A 23,151-nucleotide genomic window follows, 5' to 3' on the forward strand; every position below is an offset into this window, starting at 1 on the left:
TTACAGTAATATTGCCGTTAATGCGTAGTCCATGAATAATATCAGCACGCAGCTTACTACTACGGCAGTGGTGCTGGCTTTACCTATTTCCAGTGCGCCACCCGTTACATTATACCCATAATAAGCAGATACACTGGCAATGATAAATCCGAAAGTATATGATTTGGCCATCGCAAAAAATACGTTGTAAGCCTTAAACTCTTGTCGGAGCCCCTGCATAAACTGTTCTTCTGAAATGATCCCTGATAATACACCGGCTTCTTTACCGCCCCATATACCAAGGAATCCTGCGATAGCTACCAGCACAGGTATCATCAATACAGCGCCCATTATTTTAGGGGCAATGAGATATCCTTTTGTATTGATACCCATAATTTCCAGGGCATCAATTTGTTCTGAGATACGCATATTACCCAGCTCCGATGCTATTTTTGAACCAATTACACCCGCCAGTACAATACAGGTAAGGGTAGGTGCAAACTCCAGGATAATAGTATCCCGCACCACCTGTGCGATGGTACTCTTGGGTATAATAGGACTCACCAACTGATAGGCTGTTTGTAAAGTGGTTACACCTCCCATAAACAGGGAAATAATAAACACTATCCCGAACGAGCCTACGCCGATATCCACACACTGCTGCATAAATTGCTTCCAGTACATCTTCATGTTTTCCGGACGGGAAAACATGCCTTTAAGCATGAGCAGGAAGTTTCCGAAATGATAGAAGAATTTGAACTCCATAGCTGACCAAAGATAGGAAGGATTTTGCCAATCATATCCTAATTTAAGATTTTATAAAGGGCTTAACGCAAACTACTCACCAACAAACGTTTCAAACTACGCTCGATAATTTCACCCATCGTTTTACAACGGGAGAAAACAGTGTCATGATAATATTCTGCCAGCTCATCTCCCAGCTGCTGGATCTTTTCAGGAAAAGACACCCGATCCGTCATAATCACGTCCCGCAGGTCTTTGATGCGGTGACGCTGCACTTTTATACGACGTGCAATAACGGCACGCTCTTCCTGTTGATATTGTTTTACTACTTCTGCATTCAGGTGTTTTATTGCCAGGTCCACAAACACGCGGTTCTCTTTAAAATACTGCGGCATATATAAAGTACGTCTGCCTTCGTAAAACTGCTGATCAAAATCTATGGCACGTATACGGAACTGTACATCATCAAAATCCGGCGTGATATCAAAAACAAAATTATAGGACCGCATATCTCCCAATAACCGTACAAAGCAGCGCTCATTAAATTTTACAAATTCTTTGGCGATACGTTTCGGATTAAAATCCAGGCGATCCAGGTAATGCAGAATGAACTGATCACCTGGTACCCCGGCTATATGTTCTTCCACAAGTGTATTGCCATCCACCAGGAAGTTCATCCAGTAAGGCGACAGGATATGTTCCAGCTCCAGGCCATAGATACGGGATGCATCGGCTATTTTGATATAGAAATAGTCATATACTTCGTTGTAGTTATTCACTATTTTGATACGGAACGGATGTGAATTACCAAATGTGCAATAGTCGATGCGCTCAATATGCAGGTGTTCTTCTGCCGTTTGGTCGCCACCCGCTTTAAGTATGGAGTATATACGCTTTAAACCAGCATGAATAGGGCCTACCATACTCTGTGGATAAAACACTGTTTCCCATAAAGTATCTTTCCCTTCTTTATCATATACCGATATAGACTGATCATAATAACGCAATTCCTGGTACGTTAACGGCAATTTTATTTCCCGCTCATACATTTTGAGATAGTTGCGGAAAGCAGCATTAATAGGAAAGAATATTTTCTTCCGGGAAATATTTTGCATACATAAATATAAAACAAAAATGGTCCCGGCTAAGCCAGGACCATTGCTACTTTATTATCTCTTTAAAATTATTTCTTTTTTTTCTTCTTGTCTTTGTTTTCTATGTCTCTGCAGCATTTCTCCTGCGCATCTACCACAGCGATATTTACCATGTTCACAATCTGTCTAACGGTACTGCCTAGTTGAAGAATATGTACCGGCTTTTTCATGCCCAACAGGATTGGTCCGATGGCATCAAAGCCTGCTACTTCCTGTAACAGGTTATACGCAATATTACCGGCAGCAAGATTAGGGAAGATGAGGGTATTTACTTCTTCTTCCATCAATTCTGTAAACGGATAGTTATCTTTCAGGATCTCCTTGTTAAAGGCCATCGCTGCCTGGATTTCACCATCTACGATCAGTGATGGATCACGCTGTTTTACGATTTCGCGTGCCTTGCTCATCAGTTGCGCTTCCGGGGTTTGGCTGCTGCCAAAGTTGGAGTACGACAACATCGCAATACGCGGCGTCATATTAAAATGTTTCACTTCCTTGGCTACCATCAGGGTGATGTCTGCCAGCTCTTCCGCAGTGGGGTTGAAGTTCACCGTGGTATCAGCCAGGAATAGAGGTCCGCGTTTAGTTTGGATGATGTACATACCCGCTACACGCTTCACACCTTCTTCCATACCAATCACCTGCAGCGCAGGACGGATGGTATCAGGATATTTACGGGTAAGACCAGAGATCAGCGCATCCGCCTCTCCTGTTTCCACCATCATACAACCAAAATAGTTACGCTCACGCATTACTTTTCTTGCTTCATAAAGATTAAAGCCTTTACGCTTGCGCTTTTCAAAGAATAAATCGCCAAAAAGATGACGTTTATCCTGCATTTCATCACTCTTCGGATCAATGATCACAACGTCATCAATCTCGATGGAGTTTTCCAGCATCAGCTGACGGATACGCGCTTCATTGCCTAACAAAATAGGATGGGCAATCCCTTCGTCATTCACTACCTGTGCTGCTTTCAATACTTTGAGGTTATCTGCTTCCGCAAATACCACCTTCCTTGGATCGCGACGCGCTTTGGTACCTATTACCCTGAAGAGCTGATTATCCAGTCCCAGGCGGCTGTTCAGCTCCTGTTTGTAAGCATCCCAATCCGTAATAGGCCGATGTGCCACCCCACTTTCCATAGCAGCTTTCGCCACCGCAGGTGCCACTGTACTTAATAAACGGGGATCCAGCGGTTTAGGAATAATATATTTAGGTCCGAAGAAAATACTTCTTTCGTTATAAGCGAGGTTCACGATATCAGGCACAGGGGATTTCGCCATTTCTGCCAAAGCTCTTACCGCAGCCAGTTTCATGGCTTCGTTAATTTGGGTAGCTCTAACGTCAAGTGCTCCGCGGAAAATATAAGGGAAGCCCAGTACATTGTTCACCTGGTTAGGATAATCGGAACGGCCGGTTGCCATAATGATATCCGGACGTGCAGCGATTGCTGTTTCGTAGGCAATTTCAGGATCAGGATTAGCCATCGCAAATACAATCGGATGTTTTGCCATGCTCTTAACCATTTCCGATGTAACCACATTTCCTACAGAAAGACCCAGGAATACATCTGCGCCTTTCATTGCTTCCGACAGGTTTTTCACTTTGGAGGAAGTGGCAAATTGCATATGCCTGTCGGTAAGATCTGTACGGTCTTTATTCAGTACACCGTCTTTATCAAACATGATAAAGTTTTCCGGTTTGGCACCCAGTGCCACATATAACTTAACACAGGCCATGGCAGCAGCTCCTGCGCCATTTACCACCAGTTTTACTTTTTCTATTTTCTTTTTAACCAGTTCCAATGCATTGAGCAATGCTGCGGCAGAAATAATAGCCGTACCATGCTGATCATCATGCATTACCGGGATTTTCAACTCTTTGCGCAGCCGCTCTTCAATTTCGAAGCACTCCGGGCTTTTGATATCTTCCAGATTGATACCACCAAAAGTAGGCTCCAGGGCTTTTACTGCTGCTACAAAGCTGTCCGGATCTTTTGCATTCAACTCAATATCAAATACATCAATATCCGCGAATATTTTGAACAATACGGCTTTACCTTCCATCACCGGTTTGCCGGCTTCTGGTCCTATATCGCCCAAACCCAGTACAGCGGTACCATTGCTGATAACGCCCACGAGGTTTCCCTTTGCTGTATATTTGTAAACGTTTTCTACATCGTTGAAAATTTCCTTACAAGGCTCAGCCACACCAGGAGAGTAGGCGAGAGAGAGATCCCATTGAGTCTTAGTGTTTTTAGTAGGTACTACTTCAATTTTACCCGGCCTGCCCATTGCATGATAGTCCAATGCATCCTGCTTATTCAGTTTTCTTGCCATATAAATATAAAGATTGTTATTGGGCGTGCAATATACGAAGTATTGCGGTAAGCAGTCTATCAAAATAGTCTAATACCTATCAGATATTGCGCACTTACACCATTAAAATTACTTACTTTTACGGCGTTAAACATTCGTAAATATCATGATACAACGCATCCAGAGTCTTTATCTGCTATTGGCTGCCGGTGGAGGCGCCGCTGCTTTATGTTACAATCTATGGAAAGCCAAACTTAGCAATGGCACTGAAACGTATGTAAATGCGTCCAGCAATTACCTGTTATTTGTACTGTATATCGTCATTATTCTAGTGGCTGGGGGCTGCATTTTTCTTTTTAAGAAGCGCAAAATGCAATTCCGTTTAACAGTTTTCAATATTCTGTTTGCAGTAGCTGCATTGACCTACCAATATTATGTAGTACAGCAAACGGCTAACAAGCTCAGTTCCGGCGGGGTTTCCATCGTTTCTGCTTCTTACCTGCTGGCTTCTTTTTTACCCATCATTATTATTATTCTTTTATTCCTTGCAGCAAGAGGAATTTATAAAGATGAGAAGCTGATTAAGTCTTTAGACAGACTTAGATAAAGAATTGCGAGGAAGGCCTTCGGCCTTTGTCTTTTCTTTAGCAGGATTATGCTGATTATAATGATTATGCTGATTTCATTTCTTTTTTATAAAGATACTTACTGATTTTCTAAAGCATATTTAATAACGATAGAGATAACTTTCAGAAGAAAATAAAATCAGCATAATCATTATAATCAGCATAATCCTGCTAAAGAAAAGACAAAGGCCGAAGGCCTTCCCTCCGCTTTAAAGAAACTTTCCTGTATAGCTTCCCTTCACTTTCTTCAATCCTTCCGGTACACCGGCATACAGCAGATTACCGCCACCAGCACCACCTTCAGGCCCCAGGTCAATTACCCAGTCAGCGCTGCGAATTACGTCGAGATTGTGTTCAATAACCAACACGGTATGTCCCTGTTCAATTAATGCATTAAAAGAGTTCAATAATTTTTTGATGTCGTGGAAATGCAGACCTGTAGTAGGCTCGTCAAAGATAAACATGATATGACCCTGTGCTTTTCCTTTACCCAGAAAAGATGCCAGCTTTACACGTTGAGCCTCGCCACCACTCAGGGTATCGCTGCTTTGTCCGAGTTTTACATATCCTAATCCCACACTGCTCAACGGACGTATTTTGTTGCAAACATCTTTCTCTTCTTTGAAAAAGTCCAGTGCATCATCTACACCCAGATCCAGCACCTCATAAATATTTTTCCCTTTATAGGTTACTTCCAGTACTTCATCTTTAAACCTTTTACCACCGCAGCTTTCGCAGGTAAGGTGTACATCGGCCAGGAACTGCATTTCTACTACTACTTCTCCTTCTCCTTTACAGGCATCACAACGGCCACCATCCACATTGAAAGAAAAATGTTTCGGCTGGAAGCCACGCATTTTACTCAATGGTTGTTTGGAGTAAAGATCCCTGATTTCATCGTATGCCTTGATGTAAGTAACCGGATTGGAGCGGGAAGACTTACCGATAGGATTCTGATCAATCATTTCTATCTGCGTAATATCATCTACAGCACCTTTCAGGGCTTTGTGATAACCTACTCTTTCTGCAAATTCCCCTTTCAGCTTCATCAGCGCAGGATAAAGAATTTGCTTTACCAACGTGGTTTTGCCTGATCCGCTCACACCCGTTATAACTGTCAGTACTTCTAACGGAAAATCAACAGTGATATCTTTCAGGTTATGCTGACGGCAGCCTTCCAGGGTAATCGCCTTTTTCCATTTGCGTAATTTCAGTGGTGGATCAATGGTGAGTTGACCGCTGAGATACTTACCAGTAAGACTTTTACCATCTTCCAAAATCTGCGGATAAGTACCTTCAAAAATTACTTCACCACCCAGATGGCTTGCCAGTGGCCCCATATCAATGATATAGTCCGCCTCTTCCATCATCTGCTCATCATGCTCTACTACTACTACCGTATTGCCTAAATCACGCAGTTCTTTTAACACGGCAATTAAACGGTGTGTATCACGTGCATGCAAACCGATACTGGGTTCATCCAGTATGTACATGGAGTTGGTGAGGTTACTGCCGAGTGTACGTGTAAGCTGAATACGCTGACTTTCCCCGCCACTCAATGTATTGGCTACACGATTTAACGTAAGATAGCCAAGACCTACATCCAGTAATGTTTTTAGGCGATGGTTTATTTCTATGAGGATACGTTTCCCCACCTGTTGTTCATATTCATTCAATTGCAATTCATCAAACCATACTTTCAGGTTCTCCACCGGCATATCTACCAGGTCTGCAATATTCCGACCACCTATTTTGATGTATAATGCTTCTTTGCGTAAACGGCCACCTCCACATTCCGGGCAGATGGTGCGGCCACGATAGCGCGCCTGTAACACACGGTATTGTACCTTGTACAGGTTTTGTTCTACCATTTTAAAGAACTCATTCAGCCCATAGAAATGCTCGTTGCCTGTCCACAGCAATTGCACCTGTTCATCTGTAAGGTCCGCGATAGGTTTGTGTACCGGGAATCCGAATTTGCGGGCAGCCTTGATGAGCGCTTCTTTGTATTCGCCCATCTTCTCTCCTCTCCACGGTGCTACCGCACCTTCGAAAACGCTTAACCGTTTGTCCGGTATTACCAGGTCGGTATCAATTCCTAACGTTTGTCCAAATCCTTCACAGGTGGGACATGCGCCGTATGGGTTGTTGAAAGAAAATAAATTGGGAACGGGTTCTTCGAACTGAAGGCCATCTAATTCAAAACGATTAGCAAAATGCTGCATCGGTTTGCCATCTATCTCCACATAACAATCTCCTTCGCTTTCATAAAAGGCCGTTTGCACGCTATCGGCTATACGATGTTTATCATCTTCCTCAAAATCTTTCACTACCAGGCGATCTATGAGTACCCAGGCATCTGCGGCAACAACGGGTTTCTTTTCTTCCAGCAATTCTTCAATGCGTACCAATCCGGTTCCTTCGCTGCCAGGAGTATATAAGCGGGAAAAGCCTTTCTGCATCAGGATATTCAGCTCTTCCTTCACCTCTCTTTTGGCATGGCGGCGAAAAGGCACCAGCAGTAATACTTTACTACCTTTTTTCAGCTTTATGATATAGTCTACCACATCGCTTACTTCATGCTTTTTTACCAACTGCCCGGATACGGGAGAGTATGTTTTACCTACACGCCCAAACAAGAGGCGGAGGTAATCATATATTTCCGTCATAGAGCCCACCGTAGACCTCGGAGTACGGGTAATCACCTTTTGCTCTATAGCAATAGCCGGACAAATACCCTTAATGTAGTCCACATCCGGTTTGTTCATTCGCATGAGGAACTGACGGGCATAGGAGCTCAAGCTCTCGGCATATCTGCGTTGTCCTTCTGCATACAAGGTATCCATTGTCAGCGAAGACTTTCCCGATCCGGAAACGCCTGTTACAACGACCAGTTTACTACGCGGTATGGATACACTCACATTCTTGAGATTATGTACCCTGGCTCCTTTTATAAAAATATAGTCCTGCGGGCTAACTTCCTGAGGATCAATTATGCTTTCCTGTTTCTTTACTTTTGTTGCCATGTCAGAACAAATTTAAGGGAAATGATGTTAGCTATCAGTGATTTAGTTCTGAAAAAATTAAGCGTATATAACACGTTCGTTTTATCAGCTAAAAGTCAATACCTGAAAGCAAAAACGTCTGAAAACCACGGCTAACTTATTATTTGTTTAAATGAATAAATCTTCTATATTTGCATACGGGCCAGATCTATCTCGCTGGCATTTTCAACACTATCTCTAACACTAAACTGCTTATTATAGCTTAAACTCTACGTAATTAAAACAACCAAACTGGCTGCAAAGTCTGTAATTTATTTACTAACCCGCCTAGTTGTAGAAGTTTATGCAAATAATGTACAAATTGTGCGATGAGCAGTTAATTACCCTCTTTAAAAAGGGCCATTCTTCCGCGTTAGAAGAGTTGGTACACCGTCACAAAGACAAGGTGTTTACCTCTATCCTGCTCTTAGTCAAAGACTCTTTTTTAGCAGAAGATATATTCCAGGATACTTTCATTAAAATTATTGACACCATCAGGGCTGGACGCTACACGGAAAAAGGAAAATTTTTACCGTGGGCCATGCGTATAGCGCATAATCTGTGTGTGGATCATTTCCGCAAGATCAAGCGTACGCCAATGATCAGAACCGGTGATGATAAAGATATTTTTGATGTACTGGGATTCAGTGATAGCTGTGCTGAAGAAAAAATGATTACACGCCAGAGCCATGACCGTGTTCGCAGAATGCTGGACATGTTACCGGAGGAACAACGTGAAGTAATCATTCTTCGTCACTATGCAGAATTAAGTTTTAAAGAAATTGCAGATCTCACACAAGTGAGTATCAATACAGCATTAGGTCGGATGCGATATGGTCTGATCAATCTCCGTAAAATGATGACGGAGAAACAAATCTGTCTATGATGAACCCTTTTTTTTGCTTGCCAGCAACGAGCGGCCGGATGTAATGTCCGACCGCTCGCTATTTTAGGCAAATCCTACTATCATTTACAATCGTTCAAAGATCATTGCTGCTCCCTGTCCTACGCCTACACACATGGTAGCGAGGCCGTATTTAGCATTGGGCCTGCGCTTCATTTCATGCAACAGGGTGGCTGTAATACGGGCACCACTACAACCCAGCGGATGACCAATAGCAATAGCCCCACCATTTACATTCACGATATCAGGATTCAATGCCAGATCACGCATACAGGCGAGTGACTGAGAGGCAAATGCTTCATTCAGTTCTGCCAGGTGCAGTTGATCTGCTGTTAAGCCTGCACGTTGTAATGCCTTCCTGGAAGCCGGCACAGGACCAATACCCATAATAGAAGGATCTACTCCTGCTACCGCCATACTTTTTATCATGGCCAGTGGCTGCAGATTAAATTGCTTCAATGCTTTTTCAGATACTATCAATACCGCCGCAGCACCATCATTGATGCCGGAAGAGTTACCTGCCGTTACGCTGCCGTCTTTTGCAAAAGCAGGACGCAGCCCGGAGAGCTTTTCCAGCGTGGTTTCGCGGGGATGTTCATCTTTGGAGAATATTACCTGTTCTTCTTTATTGGGAGTGATCTCTACCGGAATAATTTCATCCTGCCATTTACCAGCTTCAAATGCTTGTTTGTACTGGATCTGGCTACGCAGGGCAAAAAGATCCTGTTCTTCCCTGCCGATATTCCATTGTCTGGCAACATTTTCAGCGGTTTCTCCCATTGAATATGGATAATACATATCCGCCAATTTTTTATTGGTAAAACGCCACCCTATAGTGGAATCATACATTTCTGTTTTACGGCTGAAAGCACCATCTGATTTACCCATTACAAAAGGTGCGCGGGTCATACTTTCCACGCCACCGGCCAGGTATACATCTCCTTCACCACACATTACCGCACGGGCAGCATCCATTATGGCCTGCATACCGGAAGCACATAAACGATTCACAGTATTACCTGCTACTGTTACCGGTAAACCAGCCAGCAGCGCAGCCATACGTGCTACATCCCTGTTATCCTCGCCTGCCTGGTTAGCTGCTCCTGCAATCACATCTTCAATTACAGCAGGATCTAACGAGGCATTCCTTTTTAATAATGCTTTAATCAGATGCGCCAGCATATCATCCGGACGAATGGAACTTAAAGCGCCACCATAACGGCCTATAGGCGTACGTACCGCATCTACTATGTAAGCAACTTGCATGTCGGTGTTTTAGTTTATATGCAAATAAAACACATCCCTATAACTCAGCCAACAAAACATCTTTTGTGATAAATAAACGACATAAACCGCCAGATATTAACTCATTACCACCTATTGCTAATTGCTGCTTTGCTGAAAAGCACAGTTAATTAGCTTTGCCCACGATTGTTTTAACTTTTAACAAAATAGCCCCAAAATGAAAAATGTATGTAGCATCCTGTTGCTATCGGCGTGCCTGCTCAGCATCTCCACTGTTACGAAGGCACAACAGCCGGCAGGAGAAAATGAAGCAAACCTTTCTGAATTACTGTACAGACCTATTAAACCTACGGCTAAAGTAATGGAAGGTAACGAGCCCTCTCAGCAAAAACTACCGTCAGGCCGTACATCTGCCCCAATGAATATTACGCGCCTGGTGGCAGCCCCCAAATGGAATCGTGCCGTCACTGGTAACGCACAGCTGATCAGCATCGATAACGGGCTGTTAATGCGGGACAAAGTAACGGTCATGAAAGGCAATATGACCGCTTTCTGCACTACACCAACCGTTACCATCGGTTGTTGTGGTTATAGTATCAAAGATGAGGTAGCAAATAAAAATCTTTTTTATGCCTCTCCTGCATCCATATTCAATAATGAAGCGGATGCCAGAACGTATGCGGAGAGCCTGTCTCCAAAGCTTCCCTTTTATCTTCCATATACTAACAGCAAAGTTTTTCCTTCGGGAGGCTGGATTTATAGTGGCGGTAGCGGACATGGCTCCATAGACTTTCTCAAAACAGCCGATGCCTACGGCGCAGGTATAGATCCCACTTTTGGTGTGTATGCTTCCGCTCCCGGTAAAGTAGTAACTGCCATGTGGGACCAGTTCTTCGGCAATGTGGTGATCATTGAGCATACTGCTGCAGATGGCACCCAATACCGCACAGGATACTTTCATCTGCGTGGCGGATTTGATCATGATTTGCAGAACGCAAAAAATATCACGGTGGCAGATCCTAATAATAAAGATGCACGGGATACCAAGTATAAAAAATTCGCCAACCTGCCCAACCCCTCCAAACTATTGTGGGGCACCAATGACCAGCAGCTGAAAGTAAAAGCCGGAGACCAGGTGTATGCCGGTCAGCAGATAGCCTGGAGTGGCAACACCGGCTTTGGTGGCGCAGGATGGGGCCTCAACCAGGATGGCACCCCCATAGACCCCAATACCGGCAACAATCATCTTCATTTTATGTTGTGGATAACAAGTCCCAATCCAGCCACCGGTGTAAACTGGATGGAAGTAGATGCTTACGGTGTATATGCTACAGCAGATAACAGCAGCTGTTACGAAGTGGGTGCTGTCAGTCCTTTTAATCGTTTTTTTGCCCCCTTCTATCCTTCTTTTCATAATGTGCCGGTTGAGTATATAACCCGCTACTGGGGCTATTATACAGGTATGGGTATGGCATTGCAAACACTGAGTGTACATAAATCCGGTAATCAATATCTGGCTTCCGGATCTTTTCAATACGGGCTGTCTTCTCAGTGGTATTGCCGCATTAATATGAGCTCCGCGCAATACCAGCAATACTTTGATGAGTATTATGCCAAGGGCTACATTCCCCGCCAGATAGCAGTTACAAATGATAATTCCGGCAATCCGCTGTTCACCGTTATATGGAAACAAAGAGGCAATGAAAATTTCACCGCCATACACAATGCCACAGATGATGTATGGAATGCTAAATGGAAAACATGTGTAGATCAGCAAAAGATGCGGGTAACAGAGCATGTGGTATATTATGCAGGCGGCAAGCGCTACCATGCAGGTGTCTTCGGGAGCAATAATCCTGGTGGCTTTTATATGTATTATGGCATGAATACCAACGACTTTACCAAAAAATTTGATGAGCTAAACAAAGCCGGCCTGATGACTGTGAATGTGAACATAGAGGAAAATGGCAGTCAGAATAATGTAGGTGGCCTCTGGTGGCCGCGGAACAAAGCATATTATTCTTATATGAACATGACTCCGGCCGATTACCAGACCAAATTCCAGGACTTAAATGCCCAGGGATACCAGTTGTATCGCATTCAGGGATATGATAATTCGTCCCGGTTTGCTGCCATTTGGATGAAATAGACCGAATACCCTTCATAAGTGTGCCACGGCCCGGAATGGCCGTGGCATTGCTTTTAACAGGCCATTCTGTCAGTAACTCAATATTACGTATCTTTGCCGTTACTTTTCGACTGCCGTAAGGCAGCCATTTGCTTAATTAATGGTCAATAATGAAGTCTGACAACAAAAACATCCGGCATTTAAGTTTACCGGCATTACAGGAATATTTTGGTTCAATAGGTGAAAAACCTTTCCGCGCAAAGCAGGTATACGAGTGGCTATGGCTGCGTCACGCCAATAGCTTTGAAGCGATGACCAATCTCTCCAAAGAATTACGGCAAAAACTGGAGGAACATTTTTCCCTGCCAGCCGTAAAAATAGATACCGTACAGCAAAGTACGGATGGCACCATTAAAAGCAGGTTCCGTTTACACGATAATCATCTCGTAGAAGGCGTACTAATCCCTACTGATAGCAGACAAACAGCCTGTGTATCCTCACAGGTGGGCTGTAGCCTGAGTTGCAAGTTTTGTGCTACCGGCTACATGGAACGCAAACGTAATCTCGATTACGACGAAATCTATGATGAAGTGGCGCTGATCAATCAGCAAGCCCTGGAAACATCCGGCAAAAAGCTCAGTAACATTGTATTTATGGGAATGGGCGAACCATTGCTCAACTACAAGAATGTGTTACAGGCTATTGAGCGCATCACCGCTCCTGATGGTCTTGCGATGTCTCCCAAACGTATTACAGTTTCTACTGCCGGCGTAGCAAAGATGATCCGGCAGCTGGGCGACGACAAAGTACGTTTTAACCTGGCGCTGTCTTTACATGCCGCCAATGATAAAAAACGCAGCGAAATTATGCCTATCAACGATTCCAACAATCTGACGGAATTGATAGCTGCGCTGAACTACTTCTATAAAGCTACACAGAACGAAATTTCCTTCGAATATATCCTCTTCAAAGATTTTAACGACTCAAAAGAAGATGCTGATGAGTTGATTAAGATATATCGTCAGGTACCGGCAGACCTGGTAAACATTATCGAATACAACCCTATCGATATGGCCCGGTTCCAGAAACCAGATGCGAAAACAGCAGAAGAGTTTATGGAATATCTTTCCAAAAACCGGGTGAATGCAAGGCTGCGCCGCAGTCGTGGTAAGGATATTGACGCAGCATGTGGACAACTGGCCAATAAAGGCTAATCATTAAAAAATAATATTTCTATTGGTCATGCACGCATGATCATCAATCAATAATAATTTATGAAGAAAAAACAACCTGCTAAAAAAGGGTCTCGTCCTTTCAAAGAAAATAAATTCGGGAAAAGCGACAAACCAGCAGGCAACCGCAACCGCTCTTCCGCTGACGGCGAAAGGCCAGGAAGAGCATCTGCAAAAGATAATCGCACCGGAGATGACAGACCATCTTCCCGCAAACCCCGCTTTGATGGCGAGAGAACGGGTGATGATAAACCATCTTTCCGTAAACGCACCTTTGGTGGTGATGATAAACCGGAACGTAAACGCAGTTTTGGTACCGACAGAAACAGCGATGATAAAGCGGAACGCAAACGCAGTTTCGGCGATGATGATAAACCAGAACGCAAACGCACTTTTGGTGCCGACAGAAACAATGATGATAAGCCTGCCTTCCGTAAACGCAGCTTTGGTGCTGATGGTAAACCGGAACGTAAACGTGGATCGGGCACTGATAACTTAGGCAACGATAAACCGGTACGTGCTAAACGTACTTTTGGCGGCGACAAAAATAGCGATGATAAACCGGAACGCAAACGCAGCTTCGGTGGTGAGGTAAAACCAGCACACAAACGCTCTTTTGGCGGTGACAGAAACGCAGACAGAAACAGTGATGATAAACCCGCTTTCCGTAAGCGTAGTTTTGGTGGTGATGATAAGCCGGAACGTAAACGTTCTTTTGGTGCCGACAGGAACAGTGATGATAAGCCCGGCTTCCGTAAACGCAGCACAGGCAACGACAGCCGCGGTGAGGATAAACCAGATGGCAAACGTGCTTTCAGCGCATTCAGAAGAGATGGAGAACGCCCTGAACGTACACGCAGCTTCGATAAAGAAGACAATGGTGGCGAAAAAGCTCCGCGTAAACGCACCTTTGGTGGCGACAGAAAAGGACCCGGTAAAAAAAGCGACGACAACAGCGCATTTCACTTCCACGGAGAAGGCCGTAAAGGCGACAAGTCCGCTCAAAGAGATACTCCCAGCGGCTTTAACCGTAAGAAATTCTTTGACAAAACCAACGAACGTTTTGCTGATAAACAAGACAGGAAAAAAGGTGGTAAAACCAGAGATACTAACGACAACGAACACACGAACAATAAAGAATCCAAAGAAAGCATTTTTGGCCCCGGTGAAATGCCGCTGAACAAATATGTGGCTCATTGCGGACTTTGCTCACGCAGAAAAGCGGTAGACCTTATCAAGGAAGGTAAAGTAACCGTGAATGGTAAAGTGGTAACCGAACCGGCTACCAAAGTTACCGGCGATGACGTGGTGACCATGCATGAAAAAAAAATTAATCTAACTAAAAACCTGGTTTATATCCTGCTCAACAAACCTAAAGGATACATCACTACTACCGATGATCCTGAAGGCCGCAAAACCGTAATGGACCTGATTCAGGACGCTACTACGGAAAATGAAAGGGTATATCCTGTTGGACGTCTGGATCGTAATACATCCGGCTTGTTGTTGCTGACCAATGATGGTGAACTTGCACAACACCTGTCGCATCCTAAACACAAATGCAAAAAGATCTACCAGGTAGAATTGGATAAACCACTTACCAAAGGTGATTTTGAGAAGATAGTAGAAGGTGTTACACTGGAAGATGGTGTTGCTTTTGTAGATGCGCTGGGATATGTAGATCCTAAAGATAAAAAACAGGTAGGTATCGAAATTCACAGTGGAAAGAACCGCATTGTACGTCGCATTTTTGAACACCTGGAGTATACGGTAGAAAAACTGGATCGTGTAATGTATGCAGGTCTTACCAAAAAAACGCTGAATCGTGGCCAATGGCGCTTTCTCAGCGAAAAAGAGGTCATCCTGCTGAAACATTTTAAAAAATAACTGCCGAATAACCTGATGCGATTAGTAGATCATATTTTACTCGAAACGCCTGATTTTGTTGTGATCAACAAACCTTCGGGAATGCTGACCCTGCCCGACCGTCATGATAATGAGTTAGCCTCGCTGAACGCTATTATGAAAAAGGCATATGGGGAAATTTTCACGGTTCACAGACTGGATCGTGAAACCAGTGGCATTATCCTGTTTGCACGCAATGAAGCAGCTCATAAATATTTCTCGCAGCTTTTTGAAAGCAGAGATGTAAAAAAATATTACCTCGGCCTCGTAAGTGGTCAGCCGATGCCTAAACAAGGCAATGTCAGCGAAGGTATCATGGAACATCCGGTGCAAAAAGGAAAGATGGTGACTAACCGTAAAGGCAAGCCATCCTCCACAGATTACGAAGTACTGGAAGAATTTGGTTTATATAGTTTAGTAAGGATGCAGATCCATACCGGCCGTACACACCAGATCAGGGTACATATGAAATTTCTGGGCCACCCGATTGCAGTAGATGAGTTGTATGGTAGTGCTCAACCGGTCATGTTATCTTCTATTAAAAAGAAATTCAAGCTGGGAAAGCACACGGAAGAAGAACGTCCGATGCTTAGCAGATTGGCATTGCATGCCGCCATGCTGGTATTTAAAGACCAAAGCGGACAAGAGCATACAATAGAAGCTCCACTACCAAAAGATATGAGCGCGTTGCTGACGCAGTTAAGAAAGCACCGCGGATAGGCAGCCAGCTGCCAGCGATTATCTTACACAGGATTAGGCTGATTTTCATGATTATGCTGATTCTCCAGTGTTATGTCAGATGATTCTCCTGCATTTTGTTATAAAATATAAAGCGAAGATTAAAGCGAGATTACCCGTTTTGATCTTCGCTTTTTATGAATCAGGTCGAGAAGTTAAGGGCATTTACCCGCTTACCCGAAAGAGAACTCTTTGCCCGCAAATAATGTTTACCTGCCACTTTATAAATGCAGCAACCGGAAAAAGTACCAGTGAAAAGGAAATTATCACGAAGCCTTGCCATGGGATCTAATTTCAGGTTATTGATAACAATCTCTTCTCTCAATAAATTTAAACTTTCTACTAAAAATCCGCCAACAAATAGCTGTTCTAGTGCTTTCCTTGTGTCATCATTATGCTATTGTAGAGAGTTAAAGCGTACAATATAACTGCTGGACTATAGAATAACAGCTCCTGTTACTTTTTTAACATCCCCGATCCTTTTTGTTTTATAGCAGGCTACATTATGGCACAAAAAAAACGGGGAGAAATCCCCGTTTCGTAAAAATCAAAAACCAACCATTAAAAATTCTTATTGAGAAAAGCCGTTACCTGGTTATAGTATGTCGGCTTCTGTGCTTTTTAAATTATTTGTTAGGCTGCGGTGTTGTTCTCAGATAAGGCTTGATAATCTTATGCCCTTTCGGAAAACGTGCCGGGATATCTGCAGTAGCTATTGCTGCCGTAACAATTACATCTTCGCCATCCTTCCAGTCTGCCGGTGTAGCTACACTGTATTTAGCTGTCAGCTGCAGGGAATCAATAACGCGTAAAACTTCGTGAAAATTCCTGCCGGTAGAGGCCGGATATGTAATCGTCAGTTTTATCTTTTTGTCTGGTCCTATTACAAACAAGGATCTTACTGTAAATGTTTCAGAAGCATTTGGATGAATCATATCATACAAATCCGCCACCGTTCTATTTTCATCTGCAATAATAGGAAAAGTTACGTCACAATGCTGTGTTTCGTTAATATCGTTTATCCAGCTCAGGTGTTTATCCAATGGATCTACACTGACAGCCAGCACTTTAACGTTGCGCTTAGCAAATTCGTCTTTGAGCAGGGCTGTTTTACCTAGTTCAGTAGTACATACCGGTGTAAAATCTGCAGGGTGGGAGAATAATACGCCCCAGCTATCGCCGAGGAAATCGTAAAGATCTATTTCCCCTAGCGTGGTGTTGGCTTTGAAATTAGGAGCAGCGTCGCCCAGTCTTAAACTCATGGTTTTACGATTTACTTGTCCAAAAATAGCATTTTCCTACAAAATTTATAGACTTTAAGGGATTTTTTTCTCTTTTTTACTCATTTTTTTTGGGAGATAGGTTATTAGGGCTAACAAACAATGTATTAACGGGGTTCATAAAAATGGATAAACAGGGTTTTCATTCAGATGGATGAGCGGGGTTAACTTAAAACGGATTTCCAGGGTTAACTTAAATGGATCGTCGGGGTTAACATTAAATGGATAGCGGGGCTAACTTACATGGAAAGATAAGGGTTAACTTAAATGGATAAAAAGGGTTCATTCAACGGATAAAAATATGGTTTACAAGTCGTTAAGATTTGAAGTATGTAGCTGCCAGGCATAATATGCCATACTGAACTTTTTATCGTTTTCCAGTCCGGCTTTCACACGGGCAGCTTCATCCTCCAGTTCTATTTCAATAAATCCAAGGTATAGGTCATAGGTATCTGCGAGCAATTGTATACACTGCTCCATTTTTCCGCTTATATCTGTACGGGCAGCTGGTGGTAAGGTAGGCACAGTAGGCAAGGGAATTACCCGCTCTATGTAGTAACATTCCTCATCTGCATAGGCCTCCCAATTACTGTCCTGCTGCAAACAGGGTCTTCTCATATGAAAGGTCATGTTATCAAAAACGACGGCATCTCCCAGTTCAGCTTCCAGGTCAATGATATCCGGTACACGGCGCATGTCTTCCAGTTTCTTTACAATTGTCATCAGCACCGCATCATGATGATGTTTTTCCTGGTTGTACCGCAACATCGTATTCATTACCTCATAAGTAGTTACAAAGTCACATGAATACCACACATTATTCTGTTGCACCTGGCCCCAGAGTGTCAGGTAATTGGAATCATCCATAATGATCTGTCCAATTGAAATAGCCTGCATTTGTGTAATTGCTGTTGTATGTAGCTTATTCATAACCGTCAGGTTTTAATAACACTACAAATCTACCGGTGCTGCACGCAAGGGATTTGCGTAGTAAACATTTGGTTATAAAATTTTAAATCCTGTTTGCAAAAGCGGGAATTGCTTATTTTTATTACCTAAATTTTATCATTTGCCCAAAAACAAGGATGCAGTGTCACGCTACCGCTGGATTGATGAGCGGCTGCGCAGCAAGCAAAAGCCTAAACCCACCCTGGAAAACCTGATTGAGTATGTATCCGATAAAATGGGTACAGATATATCAACGCGCACTATACAAAAAGACATACAGGATATGCGTCAGGATCCTGAGTTGAATTATATGGCGCCTATTGTGTATGACCGTAGCAGTCGCACATACCGCTATTCAGACGAAAGTTTTTCCATCAGTAATTCTCCCATCGAAGAAGCAGACCTGCAAGGCCTGGAAATAGCTATCGGCATACTGGAACAATTCCGCAGTTTGCCGGTGGTGCAGCAGTTTGAAGATGCTATCTTAAAAATAGCTGCCAGTCTGAAAATGAACAGGGAAGCACTGCAACACAGAGGACTTATCAAATTTACACGTACCTCTCAGTACAAAGGAGCAGAACATATTCCCGAAATAGTAGACGCTATCAAAAGCCTGGAAGTAATACGCATTGCATATCAGAGCTTTGACCGGGATGAACCTAAAGAACATTGGGTAGAACCCTATCATCTGCGGGAATACCAGCATCGTTTTTACCTGATTGGAAAAAGCCAGCAAACCCGCGGTGGTGTGGTTATTACGTTTGCGCTGGACAGAGTAGTAAAACTCTGGCCTACCATGAAACATTTTGATGAAAAGAATTTTGATGATGCCAGCTATTTCCAACATGCTATTGGTATCACAGTACATGATGGCGAGCCGGAACATGTGCTGCTGAGCTTTACACCCAGACAGGGAAAGTATATCAAATCACAACCCATTCATACTTCACAAGAGGTAGTGGAAGATAATAGTGATGAATGTCGTATATCCCTTAACGTGGTTATCAATCATGAACTCACCATGACGCTGCTCAGCTACGGCTCCCAGGTAAAGGTGTTACAACCTGCCCACCTGGCCCGGAAAGTAGCCGAAGAAGCAAAGGCTATGGCAGCGCTATATAAATAAATTACGAATTGCGAATTACGGACAAAAGCGAGTGATAACAGCGAAGATTATACGCTGTTATCACTCGCTTTTGTCCGTAATTCGTAATTTATTTATTTACTGGTTTCGTAAACAAACTATCTGCTAATGTCTGATTCGTTTCTACCTTAGTGACGTTAATTTTTACACCACCGGGATTTTGTTCTGTTACAGCCGGATAAGACAGGCCTTCCGGTGTTTTTCTGTAATCAGACAACAATGTGGTCATCTCAAGCGTCTGCCCCTGTACTGCCAGTGTATTAGTAGCTTTCACCAATAAAAAAGTTACAGCATCCAGGTAAGCTGTTCCGATAGCACCATCAGCAGCCACTACTTTCAATTTATACGCGGGAGCCCCATTCACAGTATCTTTTCCCTGCAATTCCACTTTTTTGCCTTTGGTTTTGTAATCATATAGCTCCCCTCTCAAATCCAGCTGGGATTTCATCAATTTCAACATTTGCGGATCCATTTCCTGCGCTTCCGTTTGTTGCATAACAGGCATCAAACTCCAGCCAGCAGTACGTGTAACTACCTGAACATTATTGGTTCCCATAATACTAAATTCCAAACGCATGCCCTCATCCTGCTTTACCCATCTTTTAATAGGCACTGTTTGCCCCTGCACTTCCATGGTTCCCTCCATGTACTGCGACTTAATCCCATTCAATTTATCCGCTCCTCCCATGGCTACTGTATTCTTAGTGATTATTTCATCTACCGTTTGTGCGTAGGTGCTGATGCCGGCAATTAAAAGTCCGGTCATCAGTGTATAAATCTTAATACCTCTCATAAAAGAATTTTTGTAATATTTTTTTATAGCAAATAAAGATAACCAAAAAACATCTCCCTCCGCATCTTCCCAAAAAAATACGCCAGGGCTGAAAATGCCTTCTATTCCTTAGCTTTACGCCCATGAATACATTCCAGATTTCCGGTAACCTGGTAGATATACTGCAACAGGAAATATATCCGGCCACACTTCACATAGAAGGTGGTTATATCCGAAGGATTGAACGTAATGGTAATAAATACCCAAACTATCTGCTGCCGGGCTTTACAGACGCACATGTGCACATAGAAAGCTCCATGCTGATCCCTTCTGAATTTGCCAGACTGGCGGTAGTACATGGTACAGTAGCCACCGTGAGCGATCCGCACGAAATAGCCAATGTAATGGGCGTGAAGGGCGTGGAATATATGTTGGAAAATGGTAAACAGGTGCCCTTCAAATTCAACTTCGGCGCGCCTTCCTGCGTACCCGCCACTGTTTTTGAAACAGCCGGTGCCACCGTAAGTGTAGCAGATATTGAACAGCTGCTGCAACGGGATGATATCAGGTATCTTACAGAGATGATGAACTTCCCCGGTGTGCTCCACAAAGATCCGGAAGTATTAGCAAAGATAACAGCTGCAAAAAAAACAGGAAAGCCTGTAGATGGCCATGCACCGGGCCTTCGCGGCGATGCTGCCCGTGATTATATTGCTGCCGGTATCAGTACAGACCATGAATGTTTTACACTGGAAGAAGGATTGGAAAAGCTGCAATACGGCATGCATATCCTCATCCGTGAAGGCAGTGCTGCCAAAAATTTTGAAGCCCTCATTCCGCTCCTGCAGGATCATCCGGAGCATATTATGTTTTGCAGCGATGATAAACATCCGGATAACCTGGTGGAAGGCCATATCAACCTGCTGGTGAAACGCGCGCTGGCAAAGGGTATTGATCTCTTTAAAATATTACGTGCAGCCTGTGTAAACCCGGTACTGCATTACAAACTGGATAATGGATTACTGCGGGAAAATGATGCTGCCGATTTTATTGTGGTAGATGATCTTCAAAACTTTAACATTCTTGCAACATATATAGCAGGAGTGAAAGTGGCAGAAAATGGCCATACGCTGATTAATTCTGTGCCCTCCTCTCCTGTCAATAATTTTGTGTGCAATAACACTTCAGCAGCTGATTTTCGTATGTCCGTTAACGATAGTAGTGCGGCTACCGTAAACGTAAAAGTTATTGAAGCACTTGAAGGGCAGCTTATTACCAACGCTATTACTGCCGAACTTCCGGTAACAAACGGATTACTGCACAGCAGCACTACCGGAGATATACTGAAACTGGCTGTGGTAAACCGTTACCGCGAAGCGCCGGTGGCACTGGCATTTATTCATGGATTTGGTCTAAAACATGGTGCGATCGCTTCCTCGGTTGCGCACGACAGTCATAATATTATTGCTGTAGGAACAGACGACGAAAGTCTTTCTGCTGCTATCAACACGGTGATTGCACAACAAGGTGGTATCAGTGTGGTAAACAATAAAGAATTGCAGGTATTGCCATTGCCGGTAGCAGGGTTAATGAGTAACCTCGATGGCTATACGATTGCAGCACAATACAGTGCACTGGATAAATCAGCCAAAGCGCTGGGATCACCGCTGGCATCGCCTTTCATGACATTGTCATTTATGGCATTGCTGGTGATCCCGCATTTAAAACTCAGCGATCTGGGATTATTTGATGGTGACACATTCCAGCTTTTAGCGGTTAGCTTTTAGCGGTTAGCTTTTAGCGGTTAGCTTTTAGCAAAATGCAGCGGAGAGCTACAATCTCCGCTGCATTTTGCTAAAAGCTAATAGCTAACTCCTAATGGCTTGTCCAGAGTGCTCCATTAATAGAATCTCTTGATGCTCCGGTAACGGAAGACAACACATTATTTTCCTGTCTCCAGCGCAGTGCGCCAACCAGGGCCATTACCAGTGCTTCCTTGAAATTAACGGTGATTGCATCCGGCACTTCTGCTACAATGTTTAATGGCGCCAGCTGTTGCTGTATACTATTTACCAGGAAAGTATTAAAAGCACCACCACCGGTGATCAGCATTTTTGCCGGTCCTTCCGGCATTTGCGCTTTCAGCGCTGCTGCCGCTTTAGCTATCTGAATAGCAATATGTTCTGAATAGGTGCGCAGTTTGCCCTGTACAGATATACGCAATGGGTCAATCATAGGTAATATGGTGCCTGTACCAAAGTCATTAGCCAGCGATTTAGGCCATGGTGCTGTATAGTAAGGCAATGCATTCAGTTGCTCCAGCAAACCCTTATCTGATACACCGCCCGCAGCGAGCGCCCCGCCATCATCATAAGGTTTGTTCAGTGCTGATGCAAGTGTATTCAGCACACGGTTGGCCGGGCAAATATCAAAGGCGGCAAACTGCTCCGGTAGTTGTGCGGAAATGTTGGCAATACCGCCCAGGTTAAGCCAATACTGGTAACCTGTAAACAAATATTTTTCCCCGATAGGTACTATGGGTGCTCCTTGTCCGCCGAGTGCCACATCCACTGCACGCAGATCAGTAATCACCGGCAGGTTGGTAACGGCTGCAATAGCAGCACCATCGCCCAGCTGGGCAGTCATTTTACCCGCAGGTAAATGAAAGGTAGTATGCCCGTGAGAAGCTATAAAATGTACTTTATGATCCAGCTGATTATTTTCAATAAAAGAGAGGATGCGCTGGCCGGTATAATGTCCGTAAGCGGTGTGTAACAACAGGTATTCCTGAGCTGGCAGCATGGTAGCTGTGGCCAGTCTTTCCAGCCATTCCGGCTCATAAGGCAGGCTCTCAGATGCTTTGATAGCATAGGTCCATTGTCCGCGTATCTCGGTCAGTTCTGCAAAAACTATATCCAGTCCATCTAATGAGCTACCAGACATGGTGCCAATCACGTTATATACCATCGACTAAAAATTTCAGCAAA

Annotated in this window: 17 protein-coding genes; 8 read left to right on the forward strand and 9 right to left on the reverse strand. The window is 43.7% G+C overall.

Going from position 1 to position 23,151, the window contains the following annotated elements:
- The 3 genes from CLV51_RS00730 to CLV51_RS00740 form a co-directional block, all read right to left on the reverse strand.
- Window positions 1-744: an MlaE family ABC transporter permease gene (locus tag CLV51_RS00730; RefSeq protein ID WP_106526099.1), complete on the reverse strand. Its 744-nt coding sequence runs from the start codon at window positions 742-744 to the stop codon at window positions 1-3.
- 62 nt (window positions 745-806) lie between these two features.
- Complete coding sequence (locus tag CLV51_RS00735; protein ID WP_106526100.1) at window positions 807-1,838, reverse strand: hypothetical protein; 1,032 nt, start codon at window positions 1,836-1,838, stop codon at window positions 807-809.
- A gap of 68 nt (window positions 1,839-1,906) precedes the next feature.
- Window positions 1,907-4,219, reverse strand: coding sequence for an NADP-dependent malic enzyme (locus CLV51_RS00740; protein WP_106526101.1), 2,313 nt, complete (start codon window positions 4,217-4,219; stop codon window positions 1,907-1,909).
- Between the two features lie 145 nt (window positions 4,220-4,364).
- Here CLV51_RS00740 and CLV51_RS00745 point away from each other — a divergent pair, with 145 nt between their 5' ends.
- Window positions 4,365-4,805 carry a DUF4293 family protein gene (locus tag CLV51_RS00745; protein ID WP_106526102.1) on the forward strand — a complete coding sequence of 147 codons (441 nt, stop codon included), beginning with the start codon at window positions 4,365-4,367 and terminating at the stop codon, window positions 4,803-4,805.
- 228 nt (window positions 4,806-5,033) lie between these two features.
- Here the strand turns inward: CLV51_RS00745 and uvrA are convergent, their stop codons facing one another.
- On the reverse strand, window positions 5,034-7,850 hold the full coding sequence (gene uvrA / locus CLV51_RS00750) for an excinuclease ABC subunit UvrA (RefSeq protein WP_106526103.1): 2,817 nt from the start codon (window positions 7,848-7,850) through the stop codon (window positions 5,034-5,036).
- A 331-nt stretch (window positions 7,851-8,181) separates the two neighbouring features.
- Here uvrA and CLV51_RS00755 point away from each other — a divergent pair, with 331 nt between their 5' ends.
- The gene (locus CLV51_RS00755) at window positions 8,182-8,754 is read left to right on the forward strand and encodes an RNA polymerase sigma factor (protein WP_106526104.1); all 573 of its coding nucleotides are present in this window, start codon (window positions 8,182-8,184) and stop codon (window positions 8,752-8,754) included.
- Between the two features lie 84 nt (window positions 8,755-8,838).
- Here the strand turns inward: CLV51_RS00755 and CLV51_RS00760 are convergent, their stop codons facing one another.
- Window positions 8,839-10,038 carry a thiolase family protein gene (locus CLV51_RS00760; protein WP_106526105.1) on the reverse strand — a complete coding sequence of 400 codons (1,200 nt, stop codon included), beginning with the start codon at window positions 10,036-10,038 and terminating at the stop codon, window positions 8,839-8,841.
- 196 nt (window positions 10,039-10,234) lie between these two features.
- On the opposite strand from CLV51_RS00760, the gene CLV51_RS00765 reads away from it, so the two are divergent.
- The 4 genes from CLV51_RS00765 to CLV51_RS00780 all read left to right on the forward strand — a co-directional run bounded on the left by CLV51_RS00765 (window position 10,235) and on the right by CLV51_RS00780 (window position 16,002).
- Entirely contained in the window at window positions 10,235-12,166 is a 1,932-nt protein-coding gene (locus CLV51_RS00765) for a M23 family metallopeptidase (protein ID WP_106526106.1), read from the forward strand.
- A gap of 149 nt (window positions 12,167-12,315) precedes the next feature.
- Window positions 12,316-13,359 carry a dual-specificity RNA methyltransferase RlmN gene (gene rlmN, locus CLV51_RS00770; RefSeq protein WP_106526107.1) on the forward strand — a complete coding sequence of 348 codons (1,044 nt, stop codon included), beginning with the start codon at window positions 12,316-12,318 and terminating at the stop codon, window positions 13,357-13,359.
- 60 nt (window positions 13,360-13,419) lie between these two features.
- The gene (locus CLV51_RS29540; protein ID WP_106526108.1) at window positions 13,420-15,264 is read left to right on the forward strand and encodes a pseudouridine synthase; all 1,845 of its coding nucleotides are present in this window, start codon (window positions 13,420-13,422) and stop codon (window positions 15,262-15,264) included.
- A gap of 15 nt (window positions 15,265-15,279) precedes the next feature.
- Entirely contained in the window at window positions 15,280-16,002 is a 723-nt protein-coding gene (locus tag CLV51_RS00780; protein WP_106526109.1) for an RluA family pseudouridine synthase, read from the forward strand.
- 644 nt (window positions 16,003-16,646) lie between these two features.
- Here the strand turns inward: CLV51_RS00780 and CLV51_RS00785 are convergent.
- Both CLV51_RS00785 and CLV51_RS00790 read right to left on the reverse strand, forming a co-directional pair.
- Window positions 16,647-17,282, reverse strand: coding sequence for a peroxiredoxin (locus CLV51_RS00785; protein ID WP_106526110.1), 636 nt, complete (start codon window positions 17,280-17,282; stop codon window positions 16,647-16,649).
- Window positions 17,283-17,606: 324 nt separating this feature from the next.
- The gene (locus tag CLV51_RS00790; RefSeq protein WP_106526111.1) at window positions 17,607-18,230 is read right to left on the reverse strand and encodes a hypothetical protein; all 624 of its coding nucleotides are present in this window, start codon (window positions 18,228-18,230) and stop codon (window positions 17,607-17,609) included.
- A 139-nt stretch (window positions 18,231-18,369) separates the two neighbouring features.
- Here CLV51_RS00790 and CLV51_RS00795 point away from each other — a divergent pair, with 139 nt between their 5' ends.
- Entirely contained in the window at window positions 18,370-19,374 is a 1,005-nt protein-coding gene (locus CLV51_RS00795) for a helix-turn-helix transcriptional regulator (protein WP_106526112.1), read from the forward strand.
- Window positions 19,375-19,462: 88 nt separating this feature from the next.
- Here the strand turns inward: CLV51_RS00795 and CLV51_RS00800 are convergent, their stop codons facing one another.
- Entirely contained in the window at window positions 19,463-20,185 is a 723-nt protein-coding gene (locus CLV51_RS00800; protein ID WP_106526113.1) for an outer membrane lipoprotein-sorting protein, read from the reverse strand.
- A gap of 122 nt (window positions 20,186-20,307) precedes the next feature.
- Between CLV51_RS00800 and ade the strand changes: the two genes are divergently transcribed.
- A complete protein-coding gene (gene ade / locus CLV51_RS00805) occupies window positions 20,308-21,951 on the forward strand; it encodes an adenine deaminase (RefSeq protein ID WP_106526114.1) in 1,644 nt (547 codons plus the stop codon).
- Window positions 21,952-22,039: 88 nt separating this feature from the next.
- Here the strand turns inward: ade and CLV51_RS00810 are convergent, their stop codons facing one another.
- Window positions 22,040-23,131 (reverse strand): anhydro-N-acetylmuramic acid kinase, encoded by a 1,092-nt coding sequence (locus CLV51_RS00810; RefSeq protein ID WP_106526115.1) that lies wholly within the window; start codon window positions 23,129-23,131, stop codon window positions 22,040-22,042.
- Window positions 23,132-23,151 lie beyond the last annotated feature (20 nt).

The organism is Chitinophaga niastensis (genome assembly GCF_003014755.1).
In the GTDB taxonomy this organism is placed as follows: Bacteria; Bacteroidota; Bacteroidia; order Chitinophagales; family Chitinophagaceae; genus Chitinophaga; species Chitinophaga niastensis.

Bases quoted from the DNA above. Each gene is read 5' to 3' on its own strand.
- CLV51_RS00730 (WP_106526099.1), bottom strand. From the start codon at position 744: ATGGAGTTCAAATTCTTCTATCATTTCGGAAACTTCCTGCTCATGCTT.
- CLV51_RS00735 (WP_106526100.1), bottom strand. From the start codon at position 1,838: ATGCAAAATATTTCCCGGAAGAAAATATTCTTTCCTATTAATGCTGCT.
- CLV51_RS00740 (WP_106526101.1), bottom strand. From the start codon at position 4,219: ATGGCAAGAAAACTGAATAAGCAGGATGCATTGGACTATCATGCAATG.
- CLV51_RS00745 (WP_106526102.1), top strand. From the start codon at position 4,365: ATGATACAACGCATCCAGAGTCTTTATCTGCTATTGGCTGCCGGTGGA.
- uvrA (WP_106526103.1), bottom strand. From the start codon at position 7,850: ATGGCAACAAAAGTAAAGAAACAGGAAAGCATAATTGATCCTCAGGAA.
- CLV51_RS00755 (WP_106526104.1), top strand. From the start codon at position 8,182: ATGTACAAATTGTGCGATGAGCAGTTAATTACCCTCTTTAAAAAGGGC.
- CLV51_RS00760 (WP_106526105.1), bottom strand. From the start codon at position 10,038: ATGCAAGTTGCTTACATAGTAGATGCGGTACGTACGCCTATAGGCCGT.
- CLV51_RS00765 (WP_106526106.1), top strand. From the start codon at position 10,235: ATGAAAAATGTATGTAGCATCCTGTTGCTATCGGCGTGCCTGCTCAGC.
- rlmN (WP_106526107.1), top strand. From the start codon at position 12,316: ATGAAGTCTGACAACAAAAACATCCGGCATTTAAGTTTACCGGCATTA.
- CLV51_RS29540 (WP_106526108.1), top strand. From the start codon at position 13,420: ATGAAGAAAAAACAACCTGCTAAAAAAGGGTCTCGTCCTTTCAAAGAA.
- CLV51_RS00780 (WP_106526109.1), top strand. From the start codon at position 15,280: ATGCGATTAGTAGATCATATTTTACTCGAAACGCCTGATTTTGTTGTG.
- CLV51_RS00785 (WP_106526110.1), bottom strand. From the start codon at position 17,282: ATGAGTTTAAGACTGGGCGACGCTGCTCCTAATTTCAAAGCCAACACC.
- CLV51_RS00790 (WP_106526111.1), bottom strand. From the start codon at position 18,230: ATGAATAAGCTACATACAACAGCAATTACACAAATGCAGGCTATTTCA.
- CLV51_RS00800 (WP_106526113.1), bottom strand. From the start codon at position 20,185: ATGAGAGGTATTAAGATTTATACACTGATGACCGGACTTTTAATTGCC.
- ade (WP_106526114.1), top strand. From the start codon at position 20,308: ATGAATACATTCCAGATTTCCGGTAACCTGGTAGATATACTGCAACAG.
- CLV51_RS00810 (WP_106526115.1), bottom strand. From the start codon at position 23,131: ATGGTATATAACGTGATTGGCACCATGTCTGGTAGCTCATTAGATGGA.